The following is an 18,798-nucleotide window of genomic DNA, read 5'->3' on the forward strand; positions in this document are numbered from 1 at the left end:
CATGCAGAAAGTCGTCATCACCGGGCGGGGCATCGTGTCTTCGCTGGGCAACTCGGTCAAGGAATACCTCGACGGGCTGCGCAACAACTCCACGGGCATCCGCCCCATCCAGTGGCCCAACGAACCCGAGCCGGCATGGTTCGGCGCCGTCCACGACTTCGATCCCACGCCGTGGATCAACGAAAAGGTCATCGACGGCACCGACATCTTCGCGCAGTTCGCGCTGGCGGCCGGCGAGCAGGCCCGGATCGACTCCGGGATCGAGGAATTCGACGAGGACCGCACCGGTGTCGTCGTCGGCACCAGCATGGGCGGCACGCGTTCGCTCAGCGAGGCGCAGCGCGACTACGAGCAGCACGGCGCGCAGGGCATCAGCCGCAAGATGATGCTGCGCATCCTGACCAACATGGCGGGATCGCAGCTGGCCATGCGGTATTCGCTGCACGGTCCGCTGCTCACGGTCGCGACCGCGTGCGCATCCTCGATCGACGCGATCGGCAACGCCACCCGGTTGATCCGGCTCGGCGAGGCCGACGTGGTGCTGACCGGCGGCTCCGAAGCGGTGTCGCGCGGCCAGGGCGACTTCGCGCCGGCGTACTTCATCGGCCAGGCCCGCTACGGGATGCTGTCGGGCAGTAAGGACCCCAAGCGCACGCTGACCCCGTTCGACAAGGATCGCACCGGCATCGTGATCGGCGACGGCAGCGCCATGTTCGTCATCGAGAGCGAGGAGCACGCCCGCGCCCGCGGCGCCCGGATCCTCGCCGAGATCGTCGGCTACGCCGCCCTGGCCGACGGGCCGCACCCGTCGGCCCCCGACCCCAGCGGCAAGTGGGAGGCCAAGGTCATGCGCAAGGCGCTGGCCAACGCCGGCATCGAACCGACCGACATCGGCGCGCTGTACGCCCACGCCACCGGCACACCGAAGGGCGACGAGGCCGAGATCCGTGCCATCAACGCCGTGCACGGCGGTCGGGATCTGCCGGTGACGGGCATCAAGGGCCACACCGGGCACACCGGCGCGGCCTCAGGCGCCATGAGCATCATCGCCGCCCTCGAGACGTTCGAGAGCGGCCTGCTGCCCAACGCCGCGGGCACCGACACCGTCGACCCCGAGGTCGACTTCCGGGTCATCACCCACCAACCGGCCGAGGTTGCGGCCGAGCACATCCAGATCAACGCGTTCGGTTTCGGCGGTCAGAACGCGTCGATGATCCTGCGCCGGCCCTCGGCCTGACCGCGCACACACTCTGCAGTTCTCACGAAAGGGATAACGATGGGCAATCTGAGCTACGACTTCTCCGAGAAATCGGTCATCATCACCGGCGCCGCGCGCGGCATCGGGCTGGAACTGGGCACGTTCTTCGCCGACGCCGGCGCGCGCACCTACATGGTGGACGTCGACGGTGACGAACTCGAGATCGCCGCCAAGCAGGCCGGCGGCACGGCCGTGGTGGCCGACGTGGGCAAATCCGCCGACGTGAAGGCCGCCGTGGACCGCGTGGTCGAGGAGACCGGCCGGGTCGACATCGTGGTCAACAACGCGGGTGTGCTGCGCGACAAGGTCGTGTGGAAGATCAGCGACGAGGACTGGGAAGAGGTCCTAAATGTCCACGCGGGCGGCGCTTTCCGCTTCACCCGCGAATGCGTCCCGCACTTCCGAGAGCGCTCCTTCGGCCGGATCATCAACGTGACCTCCTACACCGGGTTGCGCGGCAACACCGGTCAGTCCAACTACGGCGCGGCCAAGGCCGGGATCATCGGCTTCACCAAGACCGTCGCCAAGGAACTCGCCCGCTTCGGCGTCACCGTCAACGCGATCTCCCCGAACGCCGAGACCCGCATGGTGGCCTCCATCCCGGCGGACAAGAAGGCCGAGTTGGCGGCCAGCATCCCGCTGGGCCGCTTCGCCCAGCCCAGCGAGATGTGCCCCGCCGTGGGCTTTTTGGCCTCCGAAGAGGCCGGCTACATCACCGGGGTGGTTCTCCCGGTCGACGGCGGGTTCTCGATGTGAGTGCCCTGACCTTCGATTCCCTGGTCGAGCAGACCGATCTGGACCTCGGCACCGGCCGGTGGATGACCATCGACCAGAAACGCATCGACGCCTTCGCCGACGTCACCGAGGACCCGCAGTGGATCCACGTGGACACCGAGCGCGCGGCGGCCGGTCCGTTCGGCAGCACCATCGCCCACGGGTACCTGACCATGTCGCTGATCGCGCCCGTGCTCAACGACCTGTTCGTGGTCGAGGGGGCCAAGGCGTCGATCAACTACGGCGCCAACAAGGTTCGCTTTCCCGCGGCCGTGCCGTCGGGGTCCCGGCTGCGCGGGCATCTGAAACTGACCAAGGCCGAACGGGTGGCCGGCGGGGTGCAGGCCTTCCTGCAGGTGACGATGGAGATCGAGGGCGGCGACAAGCCCGCCTGCGTCGCCGACATCCTGATCCGGCTCAGCGACCAAGGATGACTGCACCGATGACATATGAAGCGGGTGACGCGTGATGAAGGCTTTCCGGATCCACTCCTACGACGGACCACAGTCCTTGGTGCTCGACGATGTGCCCGAACCCGAACGCACCGACGACGTCGCGGTGGTGCGGGTCATGGCGATCGGGGTCAACTTCCCGGACCTGCTGGCCACCAAGGGGCAGTACCAGGTCAAGCCGGAACCCCCGTACACCCCGGGCTGCGAGGTGGCCGGCGTCGTGGAATGGGCGCCCGAGGGTTCCGGTTGGAGCCCCGGTGACCGGGTCATGGCGTTCATCTGGCAGGGCGCCTACGCCGAGTACGTCGGGATCCCGCTGAATCATCTGGTGGCGATCCCCGACGCGATGGGCTTCGACACCGCGGCCGGATTGGTGGTGAACCACCACACGGTGCACTACGCGCTGGCCCGCCGCGGTCAGGTGGCCCCCGGCGAATCGGTGCTGGTGTTGGGCGCGGCCGGCGGCATCGGCACCGCCGCGGTCCAGGTCGCCAAGGGCCTGCGGGCCCGGGTCATCGCCGGCGTGGCGAGCGAGGCCGACATCCCCGTCGCCGAACAGGCCGGCGCCGACGACGTCATCCTGCTCGACGAGGGCTACGCCCAACAGATCAACGACCTCACCGACGGCAACGGGGTCGACGTCATCCTCGACCCGCTCGGCGACTGGCTGTTCAACGAGGGCATCCGCGCCCTGGCCTGGGAGGGCCGGATCCTGGTGGTGGGCTTCGCCGCCGGGGACATCGCGACGCTGCGCACCAATCGTCTGCTGCTGCGCAATGTTTCGGCCGTCGGCGTGGCCTGGGGTGCGACCCTGGAGAAGGATCCCGGGCTGCTGTCCTGGGGTGCCGAAAGCCTGCACCGGATGTACGCCGAGGGCAGCGTCAATCCGCAGATCGGGCACCGGTTCTCCTTCGGTGATCTGCCGCTGGCGCTGCAGAAGCTCGACGCCCACGAGATCCGCGGCAAGGCGATCATCGACCTGACCGGGTCGGCGGGTAGCGCGCCGTGACCGACCAAGTGAGCGCCACCGATGCGCTGACCGATCAGCAGCTGGCCGGCGTCGAGGCGCTGCTGCGCGGCATCGACCCTGACCTGGTGCCCGACAAGCTCAGCGCTTCGCTGCTCTCGGGTGGCCGGTCGAATCTGACCTTCCGGCTCGACACCGGCGCCGCGCCGCTGATCCTGCGGCGGCCGCCGCTGGGGCATGTCCTCGAGACCGCGCACGACATGGGCCGCGAGTACCGGGTGATGTCCGCGCTGCACCCGACCGGATATCCGGTGCCGAAGACGGTGTGCCACATCGAGGACAGCGACCTGCTCGGGGCGCCGTTCTACGTGATGCACCTCGTCGAGGGCACGGTGTTCCGCGACGATGACGACCTGGCGCGGTTGAATCCCGCCGATGCCGAGGCGCTGTCGTTCGGGTTCATCGACGCGCTGGCCGACCTGCACCTGATCGACTACGACGCGGTCGGGTTGTCGACCTACGGCCGTCCGGCCAACTATCTGGAACGCCAGATGAATCGGTGGACAAAACAATTGGCGGCCTCGAAGTCGCGCGAGGTCGAGGGCTTCGAGGAGCTCGGGGCCCGGTTGTCCGCGCGCGTTCCGAGCACCGCGCGCTCGACCATCGTGCACGGTGACTTCCGGCTCGACAACGCGATCATCGACGAGGCCCGGCCGGGCACGGTGCGCGCCATCCTGGACTGGGAGCTGTCCACCCTCGGTGATCCGCTCACCGATCTGGGCCTGTTCTACCTGTACTGGCAGGGTTGGAGCGGGCTGGACAACCCGATCGCCGGCACCCCCGCCGACATCAGCGGCTACCCGTCCTGGGAGACGCTGGTGGAGCGGTACTCGGAGCGCACCGGCACACGGCTGCAACATTTTTCGTGGTACCGGGCGTTCGCCATCTTCAAGTTCACGGTGATCTGCGAGGGCATCCACTACCGCTTCTCGCAGGGCGCCACCGTGGGCCCCGGATTCGAACGGATCGGGCAACTGGTCCCGCCGCTGGTGGCGCGCGGCCTGGAAATTCTCGACGACGACAGCTAGGAGCAGGTCATGGATTTCTCGTTGGACAGCCGCACCGAAGAACTGCGCGCGGACCTGCTCGACTTCATGGACACCCACGTCTACCCGGCCGAGGCGGCGTTCGCCGAGGCCGAGGCGGGTGAGGGTTGGGAGCGGCCCGCGGTGATGGCCGACCTCAAGCGCGAGGCCCGCCGCCGCGGCCTGTGGAACCTGTTCCTGCCGCACTCCCCGCTGGGCGCGGGGCTGTCCAACGTGCAGTACGCGCCGCTGGCCGAGATCACCGGGCGCAGCCCGAACATCGCGCCGGAGGCCCTCAACTGCGCCGCCCCGGACACCGGGAACATGGAACTGCTGAGCATGTTCGCCACGCCCGAGCAGAAGACCCGCTGGCTGGACCCGCTGCTGGCCGGCGACATCCGCTCCGCGTACTGCATGACCGAACCCGACGTCGCGTCGTCGGACGCGTCCAACGTCACGCTGCGCATCGAAGCCACCCCGACCGGCTACCGGCTCAACGGCCGCAAGTGGTGGAGCACCGGCGTCCTCAGCAGCGACTGCAAGCTGCTCGTGGTGCTCGGCCTGAGCGACCCGGACGCCGACCGGCACTCGCGGCACAGCGTCGTGCTGGTGCCCAGCGACACCCCGGGCATCAAGATCCTGCGCGGCCTGCCGTCGTTCGGGATCTTCGACCGGGTGCACGGCGGTCACGGCGAGGTCGTCTTCGACGACGTCGAGGTGGGACCGGAGGCGCTGCTCGGCGAGCGCGGCAAGGGCTTCGCGCTCGGGCAGGCGCGGCTGGGCCCGGGCCGCATCCACCACTGCATGCGCCTGGTCGGCATGGCCGAGCGCGCGCTGGACCTGATGTGTCAGCGCGCGGTCTCCCGGGTCGCGTTCGGCGCGCCGCTGTCGCAGAACGCCGACGTGCAGCGGGTCATCGCCAACGCCCGGGTCAACATCGACCTGGTCCGCACGCTGGTCCTGCGCACCGCCTGGCTGATCGACACCGTCGGCGCCAAGGGCGCGGCCACCGAGATCTCGGCCATCAAGATCGCCGCACCCCGGATGGCACAGGACGTCATCGACGACGCCATCCAGCTGCACGGGGCCGGCGGCCTCACCGACGACTATCCGCTCGCGGCGCTGTTCACGACCGCGCGCGGGATGCGGTTCGCCGACGGTCCCGAGGAGGTGCACCGCATGGTGCTGGCGCGTCGGGAACTCAAACGCCACGCGACCGGGTAAACCTACCTGTGAATTTTGCAAATTTGCCCCCTCGCATCCGTACTACTCTGGACGAGTGGACAAGATGTTCGCCGGGGTCCGGCTGCGCAGGCTCCGGGAGGAGCGCGGCCTGACCCAGGTGGAACTGGCCCGGATCCTGACCATCTCGCCGAGCTACCTGAACCAGATCGAACACGACACCCGGCCGTTGACCGTGACGGTGCTGGTGCGGCTGTCCGAGGTCTTCGGCATCGACCCGTCGTTCTTCAGCACCCGCGACACCGCGCGCCAGCTGGCCGAACTGCGCGAGGCACTGCCGGAGGCCGCGCCCGGCATCCCGCTGGCCGCCGCGGACCTGCGCCAGCTGGCGACCTCGATGCCGGAGGTCACCGACGCCGTGATCGCGCTCTACCGGCGCTATCGCGATGCGATGGTGCACCTGGAGGCGCTGACCGACAGCCGCACCGAGGCCCCCGCCCTGATGCCCCACGACCACGTCCGGGACTTCTTCTATCGGCACCAGAACTACATCGACGTGCTCGACCGGCAGGCCGAGAAACTCGCCGGCCGGCTCGCCGACGACGGCGGCCGGGACACCCGGGGACGGCTGCGGGACCACCTCGAGACCCGGCACGACATCCGCGTCGTCACCGCGGCGCGCCAGGGCGACAGCGAGATGTACAACTTCGACGCCGACAAGGGGCTGCTGACCCTGGCCGCCGACCTGCACGCCGGCCAACAGGCGTTCCGGATGGCGACGCTCATCGCCCTGCTGGAGGCCTCCGACAGCATCGACAGCGTGCTCGACGCCGAGGTCTGGCCGGATGACACCACCCGTGAGCTGGCCCGCCTCGGGCTGGCGCACCACTTCGCCAGCGCCTTGATCCTGCCCTACACCGCGTTCTACACCGCCGCCGAACAGAGCCGGTACGACGTCGAGGTGCTCGCCGAGCAGTTCGACGTCGGCTACGAGACCATCGCCCACCGACTGAGCACGCTGCAGCGCACCGGCATGCGCGGCGTGCCGTTCATCTTCGTGCGGGTCGACAAGGCGGGCAACGTCTCGAAACGCCAGTCCGCCACCAGCTTTCATTTCTCCCACACCGGCGGGACCTGCCCGTTGTGGAACGTCTACGACGCGTTCGCGACGCCGGGGAAGGTCGATGTCCAGGTGGCCGAGATGCCCGACGGGCAGCGCTATCTGTGGGTGGCGCGCACGGTGATCCGTCGCCTCGGCGGGCACGGCACGGTGGCCAAGACCTTCGTCGTCGGGCTGGGCTGCGAACTGCGCCAGGCCAGCCGGCTGGTGTACAGCCGGGGGTTGGACCTGACCAATCCCGAGGTCACGCCGATCGGGCCGGGTTGCCGCACGTGTGACCGGCTGCGGTGCCCGCAGCGGTCGTCGCCGCGGGTGGGCCGGCCGCTGCTGGTCGACGCCTCCCGCGGGCGTTTCGTGCCCTATCCGACGAAGACGCCCGCCGTCCCCGGCGAGGCCTGAGGCCGCCGCGGCGCGGGTCTGCCCTACCGTAGGGCGACCGTGCAGATCGGAGGACGCCACCCATGACCGACACCGCACCGGCGACCGAGGTCCAGTTCGTCGGCGCCGGCCCCGGTGCCGCCGATCTGCTCACGCTGCGGGCGGCCCGGCTGCTGGCCGCGGCCGACGTGGTCCTCTACCCAGGCACCTACCTCGACCCGGGAGTGCTCGAGAACTGCTCGCCGGCAGCCGAACTCGTCGACACCCAGGATCTGGACCTCGACGTCATCGTGGCGCGGATCGTCACGGCCGCGCGCGCCGGACGCCGCGTCGTGCGCCTGGTCTCCGGCGACCCGACGATCTACAGCGCGGTGTTCGAGCAGACCCGTCGGCTGGACGCGGCCGGGGTGCCGTGGGCGCTGACGCCGGGGGTGCCGGCGTATGCCGCGGCGGCCGCCCGGGTGGGCCACGAACTCACCGTGCCACTGGTCGCCCAGTCGGTGGTGCTGACCCGGACCCAGCAGCGCTCCACGGCGATGCCCGCCTCGGAGTCGCTGGCCGCGTTCGCCGCCACCCGGGCGACGCTGGTGCTGCACCTGGCCATCACCCGCACCCGGGCGCTGATGGACGAACTCGCACCGTCGTACGGCCCGGACTGCCCGGTCGTGGTCGTGTATCGCGCCTCCCAGCCCGAGGAACTCGTCCTGCGCGGCACCGTCGCCGACATCGCCGAGCGCGTCGAGGCCGCCGGACTGCGGCAGGCGGCGGTGATCCTCGTCGGCGACGCCCTGGCACCGCGCGCCGATCCGCGCGCCGGGGAGAGCTTCCTGTACGACCCCGCCCGGGACCGCACCCGCCGAACCGATAGCGAGCCGTGATGAACCTCTACGACATCATTCACCGACGCCGCGATACCCGCCGCGAATTCACCGGCGCCCCAATCGCTCCCGAGCTGCTCCAGCGGGTGCTGGCCGCCGCGCACGCGGCGCCGTCGGTGGGGATGTCCCAGCCCTGGGACTTCGTGCTGGTGCGGTCCCCGCAGACGCTGGCCGAGTTCCGTGATCACGTGGCCGGGGAGCGCGAGGTCTTCGCGGCCGGCCTGACCGGCGAACGCGCCGAGACGTTCGCGCGGATCAAGATCGAGGGGATCTGCGAGTCGGGGCTGGGCGTTGTCGTGGGCTACGACCCGACCCGCGGCGGCCCGCAGATCCTGGGCCGGCACGCCATCGACGACGCCGGGCTGTACTCGGTGATCTGCGCGATCCAGAACCTGTGGCTGGCCGCGACGGCCGAAGGCCTTGGGGTGGGCTGGGTTTCGTTCTACCGCGAGGAGTTCCTGCGCGAGCTGGTCGGCTTCCCGGAGCGGGTTCGCCCGGTGGCCTGGCTGTGCGTGGGTCACATCGCCGAGCGGCCCGAGGTGCCCGACCTGGAACGCTACGGCTGGCGGGACCGCAGCCCACTCGAGTCGGTGGTTCACGGGGAGCGTTACGGCGCTGCGGGTTTGACGCAAGAGGGCTTGGTGTAGGCCCACTGGGTGACCGCGCGCGCCGGCGTCCAGCCGGTGAAGGATCCCACCGCCGCCGCGCGCTCGACGTGGATGCGGGTCAGTTCCCCGCCGTGCTCGGCGTAGCACCGCCCGAGCAGCGCCTCGGTCTCGACGGTCACGCCGTGCACCACCAGCCGTCCGGCCGGGGCCAGCGCGTCGAGGCAGGCCTGGAGCACTCCGTCGCGGGTGGCGCCGCCGCCGACGAAAACCGCGTCCGGCGTGGGGAGTTCGGTCAGGGCCTCCGGCGCCCGGCCGTGCAGGACCTGCAGGGCCGGTACGCCCAGCGCGCGGGCGTTGCGACCGATCCTTTCGGCGCGGGTCGCGTCGGCCTCCACGGCCACCGTCCGACAACTCGGGTGGGCCCGCATCCATTCGATGCCCACCGAACCGGCGCCGGCCCCGACGTCCCAGAGCAGCTGGCCGGGGATGGGCAGCAGCCGGGCCAGGGCCGCGGCCCGCAGATCGCGTTTGGTCAGCTGCCCGTCGTGTTCGAACATCTCGTCGGGAAGCCCGGGCGCCCAACCGGTCTCGACGGGTCCGGCCAGCTCGACGGCGACGATGTTGAGCCGGGGCGCGGGCCCGTCCAACTCGGCGGCCGTGGTCGCCCGCACGGTTTCGGCGCTGCCGCCCAGGTCGCCCAGGACCACCAGCCGGCTGGATCCGTAGCCGCGCGCGACCAGGAGCCCGGCCAGCTGAGCGGGGGTGTTCTCGTCGGAGGACAGCACCAGCACCCGTCGGCCCGGGGCCAGCTCCCGCAGAACGGCGTGCGGGTCGCGCCCGACGACGCTCACCACGGCGGTCTGTTCCGCGGACCAGCCGAGCCGGGCACGGGCCAGCGCCACCGACGACACGTGCGGCAGCACCGTCACCCGATCGGCGCCCAGCATCGTGACCAGCGTCGTGCCCACCCCGCTGACCATCGGGTCCCCCGAGGCCAGCGCGACCATCCGGGCTGCGCCGTGCGACTCGACGAAGGCGAGCAACGCGGCCCGCAGCGGCGACGGCCACGGCGCGCGGCGTTGCCCGTCGATCGCGGGCAGCAGGTCGAGGTGCCGCGGGGCGCCCAGCACCACCTCGGCGGCATGGATTGTGGCGCGGGAGGTTTCCGAGAGGCCCGCCCAGCCGTCCGCCCCGATGCCGATCACGGTGAGATGCAGATCGTCGACCGCCACGGCGGCGATGCTAGCGTGACCGCGTGCCACAGGGACAGCCGTCGGTGGTTCCCGACGACAGCCTCACCACCCGGCAGCGCCGCAACCGGCCGCTGCTGATGGTGCACACCGGCGACGGCAAGGGGAAGTCGACCGCGGCCTTCGGGCTGGCGCTGCGCGGCTGGAACCAGGGCTTTCGCATCGGGGTGTTCCAGTTCGTGAAGTCCGCGAAGTGGCGCATCGGCGAGCAGACCGTCCTGGAACGCCTCGGTGCGCTGCACGCCGAGACCGGCGAGGGCGGCCCGGTCGAATGGCACAAGATGGGCTCGGGCTGGTCGTGGAGCCGCAAGGCGGGCTCGGAGGCCGATCACGCCGCCGATGCCGCCGAGGGCTGGGCCGAGATCAAGCGCCGACTGGCCGAGGAGGCCCACGGGCTCTACATCCTCGACGAGTTCACCTACCCGATCAATTGGGGCTGGATCGACATCGACGACGTGGTGCAGACCCTGGCGCAGCGGCCGGGCCATCAGCATGTGGTGATCACCGGCCGCCGCGCCGACCCGAAACTCATCGAGATCGCCGATCTGGTCACCGAGATGCAGAAGATCAAGCATCCGATGGACGCCGGCCAGAAGGGGCAGCGCGGCATCGAGTGGTAGGGCGCGTCACGGCTGGCGCGCAGCGTCCCCGCGCGGCCCCCGGTGCCGGCGCGGCGCATCCACGGCGACCTTCGATTGCACCGCGTCAACGTTCAATGACGGTTATCCACAGAATCCAGGAAAGTTCCGGCCCTGCCTGTGGAAGCCTGTCAGCACCTGATGACGCGTTCCGCTCGAGGGGCCGAGCAGACAGGCCCCATAACTCAGGCCTCAAAGCTTGAGAACGCGCCCCGCCACCACCAAATGCACCTCGTCGCAGACCGCGGCCACCCGCTGGTTCACCGTGCCGAGCAGATCGCGAAACAGCCTGCCGGAGCGGTGCTCTGGCACCACGCCGAAGCCCACCTCGTTGGTCACCAGGACCACCCGCGGCGCCTCGACCAGCGCCGCGCACAGCGCCTCGAGGCGCACCGCGACGACGGCCTCGATCTCCGCAGTGGCGGCCTCCCACAGGCCCCCCTCGTCGAGGATCGCGGTCAGCCAGGTGCCCAGGCAGTCGACAAGTACCGGACCGCGGGCACCGCGCAGCGCCTCCTCGACGGCGCCGGTCTCGACCGTCGACCAGCCCGCGGGACGCCGCGACCGGTGCAGCGCAACGCGCGCATCCCAGTCCGGGTCGCTGCCGTCGGCCCGCCGACCCGGCGCCACATAGGTGACGTCGGCGTCCTCGCCCAGCAGTCCCTCGGCATGCCTCGACTTCCCCGAACGCACGCCGCCGGTGACCAGGATTCGCACCCGGTCATCGTAGGCGGCGCTGCTCCTCCAGCCAGGCCAGCGCCACCTCGACGTCGGAGACCACGGGGACGTCACCGGGGACGCGGGGGCGGGCGACGATCACCACGGGCACGTCCAACTGGTCGGCGGCCAGCATCTTGGGCCAGGTGTATTCGCCGCCGGAGTCCTTGGTGACCAGGACATCGGCGCGGTGTTCGCGCAGCAGCGCCAGTTCGCCGGTCAGGTCGTACGGGCCGCGACTGCGCAGCAGCCGCCAGCGCGGCGGCAGGTCGAAGTCCGGTTGATCCACGACGCGCGACAACACGGCCTTGTCGCGCAGCGCCGGCACGAACCGGGCCAGTTGCTGGCGGCCGATCGTGAGGAACGGTCGCTCCCCCAGCCGGGCCGCCTCGGCGGCGGCCTGATCGTGGGTGTCCACCCAATGCCACGACGGCCGCGCCCGCTCGGCCCACCCGGGCCGCTGCAGGCGCAACAGCGGCCGGCGCACCGGCCCCGTGGTGCACGCGGCGACGGCGTGGGCCGACATGGTGACGGCGAACGGATGGGTGGCGTCGATGACCACGTCGTAGTCGGCCAGCGCGGCGCGCAGACCGTCGATCCCGCCGAAGCCGCCGACCCGCACGGGGCCGGCGGGCATCTTGGGGTCGGCGACCCGCCCGGCCAGCGAGCTGGTGACCTCGACGTCGGCGGCAACCAGCCGCGCCGCCAACGCGCGGGCCTCCGAGGTGCCGCCGAGCAGCAGGACTCGCGGCGACATCACGGCGCTCCCGGCGGCAGGAACGGCAGCGCACCGACGCCGCCGGTGATCAGTTCCAGCAGCGCATCCACGTCGAGGTGGGCTTCGACGAGATCGCCCAGCAGGTCCAGGCGGCGCTCACGGGCGGCCGGGAAGCTGACCCCCGACGGCGCCAGTCCGAGGGTCTCCCGCAGGAACGCCGCGCGCAGCTCGTCACCCTCGAGCGAGCCGTGCCACATGGTGCCGAACACGTTGCCCGAGCGCGCGCCGCCGAGGAACGGCTCCGCGGTGGCGCCGCGGTCGATGCGGCCGTGGTGGATCTCGTAGCCGGCCGCCGGCACCCCGAACTCGGTATCCCGCGGCAGCCGAAGGACTTTCGCGGCCCCGAAGGTCGTCTCGACGTCGAGCAGCCCCAGCCCTGGCACCTCGGCGGCGGCGCCCTCGACTCCCGCCGGGTCGCGAATCACCGTGCCCAGCATCTGGAATCCGCCGCAGATGCCCAGCAGGGGTTTACCGGCCGCGGCGTGCGCGGTCACCGCGCGGTCCAGGCCCCGGGAACGCAGCCAGGCCAGGTCGGCGAGGGTCGCGCGGGTGCCGGGCAGCACCACCAGGTCGGCGTCGTCGAGGGCACGCGGGTCCGCGGCGAACACCACGTCCAGACCCGGTTCCAGGCCCAGCGCGTCGAGGTCGGTGAAGTTGCTGATCCGCGGCAACCGCACGACCGCCACCCGGCGCGCGCCGGTGTCGGCCGACCGGCGCGACTGCAGGTCCAGCGCGTCCTCGGAATCCAGCCAGACATCCGGGCGCCACGGCAGCGTGCCGTAGACGCGGCGGCCGGTGAGGCGCTCGAGGTCGCGCAACCCCGGCGCCAGCAGCGCCGGATCGCCCCGGAACTTGTTGACGATGTAGCCCGCCACCAGCGCCTGGTCCTCGGCCGACAGCAACGCGACGGTGCCCAGGAACGCCGCGAACACCCCGCCGCGGTCGATGTCGCCCACCACCACGGTCGCCAGATCGGCGTGCCGGGCCAGGCCCATGTTGACGTAATCTCCTGCGCGCAGGTTGATCTCGGTGGGGCTGCCGGCACCCTCGGCGACCACCACGTCGAAGCGCGCCGCCAGATCGTCGAAGGCCGCGTGCGCCGCGTCGGCCAGCGCGCGCCGCCCGTCCATCCAGTCCGCCGAGGACACCGCGCCCCAGGGCTGCCCCATCAGCACGACGTGGCTGCGTCGATCGCTGCCGGGCTTGAGCAGCACCGGGTTCATCGCCGCTTCGGGCGCGGCGCGCGCCGCGCGGGCCTGGACCCACTGGGCCCGGCCGATCTCGGCGCCCTGTCCGTCGGCACCGACGCAGACCATCGAATTGTTGGACATGTTTTGCGCCTTGTACGGCGCCACCTTCAGGCCGCGACGCACCAACGCCCGGCACAGGCCGGTGGTCACCACCGTCTTTCCGGCGTCGCTGGTGGTGCCCGCGACCAGGAGCCCCGCCATCAGTTCTTCCGCACCAGGAAGAGGTCCATCACCCAGCCGGCCTCGGCCTTGGCTGCCGCGCGGGCCTGGACGACGGCGTCACGCACCTCGCCCAGGCGCCCGGCGACCAGCCGCTCGCCGGCGGCCCCGAGGTTGGCGCCCCACCACAGCGTCCAGTCGTCGAGCCCGGTCAGGTCGAGTCGCTCCGGCGGCGGATTGAGCATCGCGACGATGTTGTCCAGCCCGGCCGCGACGGCCTCCTGCAGCCGACGTCCGGTGGTGATGTGCACCGGACGCCCCACCTCGTGCAGCACGATGCGGTGTCGGGCGGCGAGCAGTTGTGGGGCACTGATCCCGGGCAGCACCTCGAAGTCCAGCGCCACCCCGAGGTCCCGGACCCGTTCCATGACCCGGATCGTCGAGTCGTACAGCGACGGGTCGCCCCAGACCAGGAACGCGGCGGTGCCGCCGCGCTCGCGCAGCACCTGCGCGTAGCGTTGCGCGCGGGCCTGATGCCAGTCGGCGACGGCACCTTCGTATCCCGTTGCGGTCAGTCCGGTTTCGCGGTTGCGCGGCGGATCAGGCACCGTGATGATCTCGACCGGGCCGTCGGGGCCGGGATGCGCGGCGAGGATCTCGCGCCGCAACCGCAGCAGGCCGTCGTCATCCCCGTCGCCGCCCTTGTCGGCGGCCAGGACGTAGTCGACGCCGCGTAGCGCCGCGGCCACCTCGGGGGTGACATGCTGCGGGCCCATCCCGACGCCGAGGATCCGGACCATGACCGGCTCAGTCATGCCATGGTCCTCTCGGTCGGCGGTGGGAACGCCTATGAGTATGGCCCGATTGCGCTCAACCGTTGGCGGCGGCCACCCGGGCTCGTTCCCGCATCGAGGCGACGACGCCGCCGTCGTTGAGGATATCGGTCCCGGTGAGGTATCCGGCCTTGTCGCCGACGCAGAACGCGAACAGTTCGGCCATCTCCTCGGCCTTGCCCCAGCGCGGGACCGCGGCGTCGGTCACCATGGCGCCGGCGCCGGCCTGCTCCTCGAGTCGGCCCATCTCGGTATCGACCGACCCCGGGGACACCGACACGATGCGCAGTCCGCGCCCGTTGAACCGCTCGGCCTGGGCGCTGGAGTACCACCGGACGAACGTCTTGCTCACCGCGTAGGCGATGCCGGGCTGCAATTCCTCCGGGACCACGCCGCAGGCCGCGAGCATGTCGGACATGAAGCCGGCCTGATCGTCCAGCGCGGCCGGGAACTTGTCGGTGGGGACCATTTCCTCGGGCAGCAGGTGGGAGGCCATCGACGCCACGTTGACAATCGCCGCGCCCTCGGCCGCCGCCGCGAAGAACGCCTCGTTGACGTTGACGGTGCCCAGCGCATTGGTGCGCATCACGTAATCCGCGGTGCCCATGCTGGGACTGACCCCCGCGGTGTGCACCACCGACGCGAGGGCCCCGAGGCCGGCGGCGGTCTCGAAGACGCGGTCGACGGCCTGCCGATCGGTGACATCGCAGTTCAGGGCCGTCGGGGCGATGCCGAGGTCTTTCAACGTGGTCACCGCCGCGTCGAGCCGGTCCTGGCGGACATCGCAGAGCACCAGGGCGTGGTCGCGACCGAGGATCCTCGCCGTGGCCACACCCATGCCGCCCGCGCCGCCCGTGATCACCGAGACTCGATTCATGGCGCTTACGGTAATGCATTCCGCTACCCCACCGATTCCAGCGGTATCGGCGGGCTGATGAGCCGGAACTTCGAGTTGGTGCGCTCCATGAACCGGCGCTCGAAGGTGCCTTCGATCTGCCTGCCGTCCAGTTTCCCCGTCAGCACCAATCGGTCGTTGTCGGGCTGGGTCACCCGCAGGACGTTCGGGGGCGAATCCGACTGGAGTTCACGCAGTTCCAGCCGATCACCGTCGACCTCGAGGTGCCATTTGGTGGTGTAACCCGACGGCTCCTGGCTGACGAACTTGACGTGGGTGAAGCCGGGCACCGAACTGCGGTCGGTGATCGCCACGTTGGTCCACGGCGACGGACTCGTCTGGTTCAGCGTTGATTCGCGGCCATCGACGGTGAATGACGTTGCGCGCCAGACTCCATCGAGAGTCGAACTGGGCGTGTGGTAGGCGATGTACGCCATGACACCAAACGGTGCAGTGATCGCCAACATCATGGCCGGGACGCCGGACTTGGCAACCACTCCGGTCCGCCGTAGCCAACGCCTGTCGGCCCCGAGCGGCGTCCACAGCTCCACCGGGCGGGTCCCACCGCGATTGAACACCACGCGCGCAAGGTTCGACCAGTACGGCGCCGTGATGGCGACTGCCATCAAGAACAACTGGGCGGACACCAGCTTGACCGGTACGTCGAAGGTCATATTCAGTAGGAACACCTGCACCGTGGATATCACCGCGCAGACCGCCCCGAGCAGCCAAGTTCTGTTCCACAGCAGCAATACTCCCGACATGAACTCGACCAGCCCGATAGCAACCGAGTAGGGCTCGGAGGCAGCGACGAAGCCCCACAAGGTGGCGAACAGGCTGGTATCGCCCACCAACTGCAGCTGCTGATGCGGCAGCGCCATGTACCCCATCTGAATGGGGACCACCTTGCCCGCGCCGTAGTAGATCAGCACCAACGCCAATCCGAAGCGTGCGAAGACCAGAAGCGACGCGGCCAGACTCCGGTAATTGGGACGCCGCCGGTCCAGGAAAGTCCACACGGCAGTGATCAGTAGCGCCACCACTATCCAACCGAGGCAGAAGCACCATGTCCACAACATGTCCGAGCCGGCGGACTTGGTGATCTCGACGCCGCGACCCAGAGCCACATAGCTGCCGATCTGCGCCAGCAGCCAGATCGCCGGTTCCAATGGGTACTGGCCGACACCTGCGTGCACCACACTCGCGGATACCGTGACCAGCAGCGTCACACCACCGGTGACGACCACCATCCCACCACCGATGGTGAAGAGCAGTCGGAAACCCAGTTTCTGAAGCCACGTCCACTCCGGAACCGCTTCGGCAGCATCAGGTGGTTCCGCGGTGTCGAGCGGCGAGTGTGCAGTGCTCGTCACGGCACCTCAGATCCCACAACGTCTGACCGCGAATAAGAACGCCCCAGCAACTGCCGTTCCAGCACACATGCTCTGCGGAATGCAGGGAATTGACGGCGCATCTTGAATGCATTCCGCCCGAGTTCATCGATAACCAACCGGACATCTGACATAGCTACACCTCCGTTCGGCGCGCTGACTCTTGCCGCGAAACATTAACGGACTTATTGGCGGCACGCCCGCCGAACTCTGTTTCGAAGCGAAGTACCCGACGGTTCTACATGTGCCCAGATTCGTTCTTCGACAAACAGATTGGCAGTACTGACTGCAATAGCGCCGGCGCCTCCACGTCGAACTCGACGGACGCGAGATCCCGTCACCGCCGACCCCAATTGGTAGCTGAACACCGCCCTGCAATTTGTCAGCGCGCGAATAACCGGGCCGCTACCCCGAGGAATCCCACGAATTGGCCCCTCTGCAACAATTCGTACAGTTGCCAGTTTTCGTGAGTGCGGACAAATTCGACCGGCACATTGCCAGCTATCGTGCAACATATTGCGCTGGTGCCGGTCGGGACCAATGGGGAAGGGTGGCACTCGGCAGGCGTCGCCGTCGCCCGGCGGTTGGGCACGCTCACGCCTGGTCTTCCGCAGATAGGCGAAGTACGCCTTGACTGCGGGAATGCCGAGGTTCGGGTTCACGATGTGCGCGAGGATGCTGATGTTGCGGCTGACGGCCATCAAACCGGTGAAGACCACCAGGTGCGAAAATGGTTCCGCTGTCTGGAATTTACGACGCAGGTCCGGTGCGTTTCGCTCGAGCTTCTCGACGTTCAACAGATTGCGTGCCACTGCTACCCCCGTTCGATGCGTGATCCATCGCTGCGCAACTAGCGGCCGCGCCGGGGCCGGATGCGTGGTTTCACCGTGGGGCTGTCGCGGCTGTTCACCGTTCGCGACCTGAGCGCAACACCGGTCGGCATACTTGGCAAACAAGCTCGATTGTGCTGAAACAACCTGTTACGGCTGGCTTCTCGCATGGACGGCCGCTCCGCAGGTACCGGCCAACCGAATGGGCACCGCCGCGACGGACGACTTCAGTTGCAAGCGCATGGGGTAGCGAAATGAGTGCGCACACAGGTCCGATTCGGCGAGCGCCGCGTTCGACACCCGCGCGCAAAGAAGCGAATACTCTGCAGGGAGAAGCAAGTTGGATGTTGATCTAGAGAGCTAGGGCAATCATGGCGTGTGCGTGCGAAGAATCGGGACAACCGCTCTGTGGCTGGTGCGTGGAGGCCATCGAGCAGGGCGTCCTGCCCGCTCGCCACAACTGTCTCAACGGCTACTGCACCTGAGCGAGGGGACGATCTGTCCCGCGGCTCAGAGCAGTCCGGCGCCCGTGACCAGCTGCCAGATCCCGACCACCACGAACAAGGTCACCAGGATGTGGGTGCGGTGCGCCTCGGCCCAGGTGTGCACGGGCTGCAGTACCGCCTGGGTCTTGTTGGGCGCCAGCAAGGAACTGCACAGCACGAATTCGAGCACTCCGAGCATCACGACAACGAAGGCCAGCACAGCGAGGATCTGCGTGCCGATGGCCGCGCCGGAGCCCACGATCATGGTGTTGACCACCAGGACGAGCGAGAGCGGTGCGATGTAGCCGAGCCCGAACAGCACGGACACCCATACCGCGCCGCCATCCCAGGCCTCCTGGGCGCGGGTCAGCAGGCGCTGGATCGCCGCTATCGCCCTGGCGATCGTTGCCTTGACACCGCGGCCGGGCGCAGGTGCGCTCTCGGCCGACGCATCCGCTCCCGGGCCGGGCGTGGAGCCGGTACCGGTAGCCCCGACCAACGCCGGTTCCTTTTCCCGTTGCTGCACTCGTCGACGCGCGACCATCACCGCGGCGATCACCAGAGCGAAGACGCCCATGCCGAGTTTCATGGGCTGGATGCCCGAATTCGGGTCCGGGGCCGCCAGTGCCAGCGCGAAGGATTCGAACGAAGGGACCAGGTGCAGCGCCAGCAAGGCCCCCACCCACAGCGGCACGTTGACCAGTAGACATCCCACCCAGTAGCCGAACAGATTCGCCACCGGCCGTGGACGGGTCAAGATCACCAAGATCAGGGCAAGCAGTAACGGGTTGAGTGCCACCAGAAACGCCAGACCCAGAACATCAGCCCACAAGGCCGTCACCCCCTTCGATCATTAGCGTTCCGTTACCT

At 69.5% G+C, this 18,798-nt stretch carries 19 protein-coding genes; 10 read left to right on the forward strand and 9 right to left on the reverse strand.

Translation table 11 applies throughout. The annotated features are described in order from the left end of the window. Position 1 precedes the first annotated feature (1 nt). The 9 genes from EL338_RS24380 to bluB all read left to right on the forward strand — a co-directional run bounded on the left by EL338_RS24380 (position 2) and on the right by bluB (position 8,741). Complete coding sequence (locus tag EL338_RS24380; protein WP_126336093.1) at positions 2-1,237, forward strand: beta-ketoacyl-[acyl-carrier-protein] synthase family protein; 1,236 nt, start codon at positions 2-4, stop codon at positions 1,235-1,237. A gap of 39 nt (positions 1,238-1,276) precedes the next feature. Beyond that, a complete protein-coding gene (locus EL338_RS24385; RefSeq protein WP_126336094.1) occupies positions 1,277-2,014 on the forward strand; it encodes an SDR family NAD(P)-dependent oxidoreductase in 738 nt (245 codons plus the stop codon). After that, positions 2,011-2,466, forward strand: coding sequence for a MaoC family dehydratase (locus EL338_RS24390; RefSeq protein ID WP_126336095.1), 456 nt, complete (start codon positions 2,011-2,013; stop codon positions 2,464-2,466). Before EL338_RS24385 ends, EL338_RS24390 begins: the two co-directional genes overlap by 4 nt. 34 nt (positions 2,467-2,500) lie before the next feature. Further along, entirely contained in the window at positions 2,501-3,493 is a 993-nt protein-coding gene (locus EL338_RS24395; protein WP_126336096.1) for an NADPH:quinone oxidoreductase family protein, read from the forward strand. Beyond that, positions 3,490-4,539, forward strand: a complete 1,050-nt coding sequence (locus tag EL338_RS24400; protein WP_126336097.1) for a phosphotransferase family protein — start codon at positions 3,490-3,492, stop codon at positions 4,537-4,539. Before EL338_RS24395 ends, EL338_RS24400 begins: the two co-directional genes overlap by 4 nt. Positions 4,540-4,548: 9 nt before the next feature. After that, positions 4,549-5,760, forward strand: coding sequence for an acyl-CoA dehydrogenase family protein (locus tag EL338_RS24405; protein ID WP_126336098.1), 1,212 nt, complete (start codon positions 4,549-4,551; stop codon positions 5,758-5,760). A 55-nt stretch (positions 5,761-5,815) separates the two neighbouring features. After that, complete coding sequence (locus EL338_RS24410; protein ID WP_179967130.1) at positions 5,816-7,237, forward strand: short-chain fatty acyl-CoA regulator family protein; 1,422 nt, start codon at positions 5,816-5,818, stop codon at positions 7,235-7,237. Between the two features lie 62 nt (positions 7,238-7,299). Further along, positions 7,300-8,094: a cobalt-precorrin-4/precorrin-4 C(11)-methyltransferase gene (locus EL338_RS24415; protein WP_126336099.1), complete on the forward strand. Its 795-nt coding sequence runs from the start codon at positions 7,300-7,302 to the stop codon at positions 8,092-8,094. Continuing rightward, positions 8,094-8,741 carry a 5,6-dimethylbenzimidazole synthase gene (bluB, locus tag EL338_RS24420; RefSeq protein ID WP_126336100.1) on the forward strand — a complete coding sequence of 216 codons (648 nt, stop codon included), beginning with the start codon at positions 8,094-8,096 and terminating at the stop codon, positions 8,739-8,741. Before EL338_RS24415 ends, bluB begins: the two co-directional genes overlap by 1 nt. Here bluB and cbiE read toward each other — a convergent pair. Further along, on the reverse strand, positions 8,702-9,934 hold the full coding sequence (cbiE, locus tag EL338_RS24425; protein ID WP_179967131.1) for a precorrin-6y C5,15-methyltransferase (decarboxylating) subunit CbiE: 1,233 nt from the start codon (positions 9,932-9,934) through the stop codon (positions 8,702-8,704). The two genes, bluB and cbiE, sit on opposite strands and share 40 nt — an antisense overlap. Positions 9,935-9,957: 23 nt before the next feature. Here cbiE and cobO point away from each other — a divergent pair, with 23 nt between their 5' ends. Next, positions 9,958-10,572 carry a cob(I)yrinic acid a,c-diamide adenosyltransferase gene (gene cobO / locus EL338_RS24430; protein WP_126336102.1) on the forward strand — a complete coding sequence of 205 codons (615 nt, stop codon included), beginning with the start codon at positions 9,958-9,960 and terminating at the stop codon, positions 10,570-10,572. A gap of 210 nt (positions 10,573-10,782) precedes the next feature. Here the strand turns inward: cobO and EL338_RS24435 are convergent, their stop codons facing one another. From EL338_RS24435 to EL338_RS24470, 8 genes are all read right to left on the reverse strand, one after another. After that, entirely contained in the window at positions 10,783-11,307 is a 525-nt protein-coding gene (locus EL338_RS24435) for a bifunctional adenosylcobinamide kinase/adenosylcobinamide-phosphate guanylyltransferase (RefSeq protein ID WP_126336103.1), read from the reverse strand. A gap of 4 nt (positions 11,308-11,311) precedes the next feature. Then, positions 11,312-12,064 carry a cobalt-precorrin-6A reductase gene (locus EL338_RS24440; protein WP_126336104.1) on the reverse strand — a complete coding sequence of 251 codons (753 nt, stop codon included), beginning with the start codon at positions 12,062-12,064 and terminating at the stop codon, positions 11,312-11,314. Continuing rightward, the gene (locus EL338_RS24445; RefSeq protein ID WP_126336105.1) at positions 12,064-13,536 is read right to left on the reverse strand and encodes a cobyric acid synthase; all 1,473 of its coding nucleotides are present in this window, start codon (positions 13,534-13,536) and stop codon (positions 12,064-12,066) included. The genes EL338_RS24440 and EL338_RS24445 overlap by 1 nt, the downstream gene beginning before the upstream one ends. Beyond that, positions 13,536-14,309, reverse strand: coding sequence for a precorrin-6A synthase (deacetylating) (cobF, locus tag EL338_RS24450; RefSeq protein ID WP_126336106.1), 774 nt, complete (start codon positions 14,307-14,309; stop codon positions 13,536-13,538). The genes EL338_RS24445 and cobF overlap by 1 nt, the downstream gene beginning before the upstream one ends. Before the next feature lie 55 nt (positions 14,310-14,364). Further along, entirely contained in the window at positions 14,365-15,204 is an 840-nt protein-coding gene (locus EL338_RS24455; protein ID WP_126336107.1) for an SDR family oxidoreductase, read from the reverse strand. Between the two features lie 23 nt (positions 15,205-15,227). Then, positions 15,228-16,595 carry a hypothetical protein gene (locus EL338_RS24460; RefSeq protein ID WP_126336108.1) on the reverse strand — a complete coding sequence of 456 codons (1,368 nt, stop codon included), beginning with the start codon at positions 16,593-16,595 and terminating at the stop codon, positions 15,228-15,230. A 203-nt stretch (positions 16,596-16,798) separates the two neighbouring features. Beyond that, complete coding sequence (locus tag EL338_RS24465) at positions 16,799-17,425, reverse strand: hypothetical protein (protein WP_126336109.1); 627 nt, start codon at positions 17,423-17,425, stop codon at positions 16,799-16,801. Between the two features lie 528 nt (positions 17,426-17,953). Next, positions 17,954-18,760 (reverse strand): GAP family protein, encoded by an 807-nt coding sequence (locus tag EL338_RS24470; RefSeq protein WP_126337108.1) that lies wholly within the window; start codon positions 18,758-18,760, stop codon positions 17,954-17,956. Positions 18,761-18,798 lie beyond the last annotated feature (38 nt).

This window comes from Mycolicibacterium chitae (genome assembly GCF_900637205.1).
Taxonomy (GTDB): Bacteria; Actinomycetota; Actinomycetes; order Mycobacteriales; family Mycobacteriaceae; genus Mycobacterium; species Mycobacterium chitae.

What these genes read in the sequence shown, in the direction of transcription:
- EL338_RS24380 (WP_126336093.1), top strand. Translation starts at nt 2, where the DNA reads ATGCAGAAAGTCGTCATCACCGGGCGGGGCATCGTGTCTTCGCTGGGC.
- EL338_RS24385 (WP_126336094.1), top strand. Translation starts at nt 1,277, where the DNA reads ATGGGCAATCTGAGCTACGACTTCTCCGAGAAATCGGTCATCATCACC.
- EL338_RS24395 (WP_126336096.1), top strand. Translation starts at nt 2,501, where the DNA reads ATGAAGGCTTTCCGGATCCACTCCTACGACGGACCACAGTCCTTGGTG.
- EL338_RS24405 (WP_126336098.1), top strand. Translation starts at nt 4,549, where the DNA reads ATGGATTTCTCGTTGGACAGCCGCACCGAAGAACTGCGCGCGGACCTG.
- EL338_RS24415 (WP_126336099.1), top strand. Translation starts at nt 7,300, where the DNA reads ATGACCGACACCGCACCGGCGACCGAGGTCCAGTTCGTCGGCGCCGGC.
- bluB (WP_126336100.1), top strand. Translation starts at nt 8,094, where the DNA reads ATGAACCTCTACGACATCATTCACCGACGCCGCGATACCCGCCGCGAA.
- EL338_RS24440 (WP_126336104.1), bottom strand. Translation starts at nt 12,064, where the DNA reads ATGTCGCCGCGAGTCCTGCTGCTCGGCGGCACCTCGGAGGCCCGCGCG.
- EL338_RS24445 (WP_126336105.1), bottom strand. Translation starts at nt 13,536, where the DNA reads ATGGCGGGGCTCCTGGTCGCGGGCACCACCAGCGACGCCGGAAAGACG.
- cobF (WP_126336106.1), bottom strand. Translation starts at nt 14,309, where the DNA reads ATGACTGAGCCGGTCATGGTCCGGATCCTCGGCGTCGGGATGGGCCCG.
- EL338_RS24455 (WP_126336107.1), bottom strand. Translation starts at nt 15,204, where the DNA reads ATGAATCGAGTCTCGGTGATCACGGGCGGCGCGGGCGGCATGGGTGTG.